The 4,664-nt window shown below is 41.3% G+C and carries 5 protein-coding genes; all 5 read left to right on the top strand.

From position 1 onward, the window contains the following. The first annotated feature begins 560 nt into the window (after nt 1-560). The 5 genes from IM319_RS15760 to shc all read left to right on the top strand — a co-directional run bounded on the left by IM319_RS15760 (nt 561) and on the right by shc (nt 4,509). Entirely contained in the window at nt 561-719 is a 159-nt protein-coding gene (locus tag IM319_RS15760; RefSeq protein WP_287676642.1) for a hypothetical protein, read from the top strand. A gap of 143 nt (nt 720-862) precedes the next feature. Further along, entirely contained in the window at nt 863-1,381 is a 519-nt protein-coding gene (locus tag IM319_RS15755) for a DUF697 domain-containing protein (protein WP_287676644.1), read from the top strand. A gap of 160 nt (nt 1,382-1,541) precedes the next feature. Further along, nucleotides 1,542-1,907 (top strand): hypothetical protein, encoded by a 366-nt coding sequence (locus IM319_RS15750; protein ID WP_149108059.1) that lies wholly within the window; start codon nt 1,542-1,544, stop codon nt 1,905-1,907. A 5-nt stretch (nt 1,908-1,912) separates the two neighbouring features. Beyond that, nucleotides 1,913-2,230: an RNA-binding protein gene (locus IM319_RS15745; RefSeq protein ID WP_149108058.1), complete on the top strand. Its 318-nt coding sequence runs from the start codon at nt 1,913-1,915 to the stop codon at nt 2,228-2,230. Nucleotides 2,231-2,601: 371 nt separating this feature from the next. Beyond that, nucleotides 2,602-4,509 (top strand): squalene--hopene cyclase, encoded by a 1,908-nt coding sequence (gene shc, locus IM319_RS15740; RefSeq protein ID WP_287736212.1) that lies wholly within the window; start codon nt 2,602-2,604, stop codon nt 4,507-4,509. Nucleotides 4,510-4,664: the final 155 nt, after the last annotated feature.

Genomic DNA, 4,664 nt, shown 5'->3' with positions numbered 1-4,664 from the left:
CAGACAGATAGGGTAGGGCATACCCAAATCTTGGTTGAAAGACCAAAACGCTTGGAGAGTGAACCAGAAAAAGGATAACTAGATAGCAAGTGATATTCTAGTAGGTTCGGTTCAGACATAATCGTGTAAGACCTAAGTAACGGAAACCAGAAAGGGCTGTGATGAGCTTCAAGAATCCTCACGCCTTTAGGCCCAGGAGTGTCAATGCGTTGATTAGTTCTGAGAAGTGCGACCGCAAAGATAAATAATTATTGAGCGATCAGGGCATAACACATCATTGGAGCGGACAATATTAGAGATTTTGGTGCTGAGTTGAGAGGCGATCGCCGCCGCTCAACTTTGCCGTTAGCTTGACAAAAATACAAAGGAGCAATATCATTAATGGCCGGTAAACTCAGCCATTATATCATTTTTCAAAAGTAATGACAGACTTAGTTGATCATTTCAAAGTGCAATCCCTCTCGGAGAAAGGAATTGCACTTTCAGATGTTAGTCACGACTATTGAAAATTGGTATTAGTCCCCATAAAGTTAGTATTAGAAAACTTCATTGGAGTGCTTATGATCCGTCAACCTGTCAAGACCGCTATTTCCTCTACTTTGCTTGGCATGATTTCATATTTAATGATGGAATTACCATTCCCTAACAAAGGCTATGCTTATACCCCCGCAACCCTCGTTAGTTGTTCTATTGAGGTTAGCCCTAAATACGGGACATAATATCGTGGAGTCTACAGAACAATGGATGGGTCTAAATTTGCATTAGCATTTCGCTCCTACTGTCCATCAAGGATTGATGCAGATGATTACTTTATTCGCTAGATATGCGGCTATGCTGGCTTTAAAATGAGGATTGTTTACAAATGAGTGATATTCCAATTCAGCTACTTCAGCATCTGGGTAAACATGGTGTTCGCATGAAGCAATTTCTAGGCGATAACTTCAGCAACGTAGATGAATCTCAACGTAAAGAAATGGCTAAAGAAGCACGCCAAATTAGTGCTTGGGCTGCCGCAGCTATTGCCCCTATGCCGATACCGTTTGCCGACATCTGGACAATTACACCTGTGCAGATGCTTATGGTTCGCGCTATTGGTAATATTTATGGGTACAAAATTGATGCTAAAACAGTCAAAGAGATGCTTGCAGTTGTTGGAGGTGGAATGCTTGGTCAACAAATTTGTCTTGCGTTATTCAAAATTGGCTTGCCAGGGGCTGGAGGTTTTGGGGGTGCTGCATTCGTATTTTTCTGGACACATGGTATTGGTAATGCAGCAGAACCTTACTTTCAGAGTGGGATGACTGCCACTAACGAGGATCGTGCAGCCGCCCGCAAGGAAGGAATGAAACAAGCAAAAAATGAAACGCCACTAAACGATTAACAATTAATTATACTTGGTTGTTTTTCTGCAATATGATTTTTATTTGCGTTTTCTGGATTGTTGGTAGGGCAATACTCTAAATATTTTTGATAGTCCAAAACTGATTCAAGACTGATGTAGTTTATGATACTGCTGTTTGTCCTAGCCAAAATACCAATATATGCAGTCGGAGCAGCTACAATCCGTCCAAACCATTACAATTTACAAAGCTCCTCAAAAAGGTAAAGGTCAAAAATTGCTGGATGAGGGATTTCAACCTGTTGATTTCCCGTATAACCCTCCTTATGTCGATGGAAGTTGCTACTTTGCAGGTCCAAATGACAGAAGTATTGCCGAGGAATTTAACCAGAGCTACCAAGATGGCATCCTTGAGGTTTCTATTGATCAGGCAAACTACGATAAATATTTCAAACAACTAGAATTTCGCTATGATGAAAAAGATAACTGCGAACGCATTGAGGTAGTTATTCCTCAAAGCCTATTTCCCGTCCTAAATCAATTTCCACGAGTCCTTAAATCACGGTAAACATCATGGATAGCAAAAGTTGGGAGCAAATCAAATCAAAATATAAGCTAGGTCAGTTTGTGCAGGGCAAAGTTGAATTTCATGCGCCTTTTGGTATTTTTGTAAAGATTGATGAATCCTTGGTCAAGGGGCTAATTAAAATCCCTGATTTTTTAGATGAGGGTAAAATGAGTCAAGAAATGTATCCTGAAATTGGCACAACCATAGGGGCTGTTGTGGTTGGATATAACGAGAGCAATTGCCGTGAGATATATCTAAATGCCAAGCCCAGCGTTCTTCACAAAGCTCTTGTACCTCTAAAAGTTCTTGCCTTAGCTTGTTAATCGCTCCCTATAAGGGGTGCAAGCTAACACTGCGTTGGAGCCGACTTTACTCAGGTAATCTATAAAAGCCCAAAATTGCCTATGGCGGCTCAACTACACCGTTAATGTTGCTCCAGCAATTCTCATTTTGAAACGATTTTGCGTTGTTTCAGCGATCTAGAGATTCGTTAAAGAATTTTAACCCCTCTAGGTGCAAGGGTTTTAATGTCATGAAACCTTAAAATGAGAATTGCTGGTGGCAACCAAAGCAGATTCCTTTACGGGATTCTTTGGGAACAAAATCCCATTCTTTAGCTACTTATTAAAAACTTTGTAAATAAGATTATCTTATTTGTACTGGTGGTCTCTAGAGGTTGTCGAACGGAAAAAAAATGCAGATTCAGGACAAAATCGCCGAAATAGCGTCTAAAACAGCGAAAGCGATCGAACTTTCTCAAAATTATTTACTTTCTACCCAATACTCTGAGGGTTACTGGTGGGCAGAATTAGAATCTAATGTCACCATCACCTCAGAAGCAATTTTACTGCACAAAATCTGGAAAACTGACAAAAATCGCCCCCTAGACAAAGCAGCCACCTATCTGCGTCAGCAACAGTGTCCTAACGGCGCTTGGGAGTTATTTTATGGGGATGGTGGCGATCTTAGCACCACTGTGGAAGCCTACATGGGGCTGCGACTATTGGGAATTCCCGTTAATGATCTTGCTTTAGAAAAAGCTAGAGAATTTATCTTAGCTAAAGGTGGCATCAGCAAAACCCGCATTTTCACCAAAATGCACCTCGCTTTGATTGATTGTTACGATTGGCAGGGGGTTCCCTCTATCCCCGCTTGGATTATGCTACTGCCAGAAAATTTCCCTTTTACTATCTATGAAATGTCCAGTTGGGCGCGGGGAAGTACGGTTCCTTTATTAATTGTTTTTGACAAAAAACCCGTGTATAAAATGGGTTTTAATCTCGATGAACTCTATACAGAAGGGGTGAATAATGTCAAGTATGAGTTACCAAAAAATAACGATTGGGCGGATGTTTTCCTGTGGTTAGATGGGCTGTTTAAATGGGCAGAAAAAACTGATTTAGTTCCCTTCCGTCAAGAAAGTCTGAAAGCGGCGGAAAAATGGGTAATTGAACGACAGGAAGACACAGGAGATTGGGGGGGAATTATCCCAGCGATGTTAAATTCCCTATTAGCTTTAAAAGCCCTAGGTTATGATGTTTACGATCCGATTGTTGCCCGCGGTTTAAAAGCGGTGGATAATTTTGCCATTGAGACAGATAATACCTATTGTGTACAGCCCTGTGTGTCGCCGGTTTGGGATACGGCTTGGGTAATTCGATCGCTAATTGAATCCGGGCTAAATCCTGCTCATCCAGCTATGATTAAAGCGGGACAATGGTTAATCGATCAACAAATTCTTGATTATGGCGATTGGGCGATTAAAAATAAAATCGGAACCCCTGGGGGCTGGGCTTTTGAATTTGACAATCGCTGGTATCCCGATTTAGACGATTCGGCAGTGGTGGTGATGGCTTTAGAGTTAATTAAAATGCCCGATGAAAATATAAAAAAAAGCGTGATGAAACGGGCAGTTAATTGGATGGCTACTATGCAGTGTAAAGCTGGTGGTTGGGGAGCTTTTGACATCGATAACGATCAAAACTGGCTTAATTCTTTGCCCTATGCCGATCTAAAAGCAATGATCGATCCTAATACGGCTGATGTTACTGCCAGAGTTCTAGAAATGTTAGGCACTTGTGATGTTAACATGGAGGAAAATCGAGTTAAAAAAGCTTTAGATTATCTGGAAAAAGAACAGGAAGCTGATGGTAGTTGGTTTGGTCGTTGGGGTGTAAATTATATTTATGGAACCAGTGGGGCATTATCTGCCTTGGCTTTTCTGGAACCGAATAAATATCGCCATCAATTGCAAAAAGGAGCCAATTGGTTAAGCAGTTGTCAAAATGTTGATGGTGGTTGGGGTGAAACCTGTTTTAGTTACAATAACCCTAAATTTAAAGGACAGGGAAATAGTACCGCTTCCCAAACTGCTTGGGCATTAATCGGTTTATTAGCCGTCGGGAAAGTCACCGGCAATTATCAGCGAGAAGTGATTGAAAAGGGCGTTAACTATCTTCTTGTTACCCAAAAAGAAAATGGTACATGGGATGAAGATTACTTCACCGGCACAGGTTTTCCCTGTCATTTTTACCTGAAATATCATTTCTATCAGCAGTATTTTCCTCTACTGGCTTTGGGGCGTTATCGGGCTTTGATTTAGTCTGTTAACCTATGCGTTAAGACAGGAAATAAGCCTAACTGTCTAGCGCATTTTTTGTGACTAACTAGGGTCTGCTGAAAAAGTTTTTCGTGGGGGTAGGGTGTAGGGTGTGGGGTGTGGGGTGTGGGGTTTTACCCATTTTCAGGGGGTCAATT

This window comes from Microcystis sp. M113S1 (genome assembly GCF_020246945.1).
Classification (GTDB): Bacteria; Cyanobacteriota; Cyanobacteriia; order Cyanobacteriales; family Microcystaceae; genus Microcystis.
This window is presented reverse-complemented; position numbering and strand designations above follow the sequence as displayed.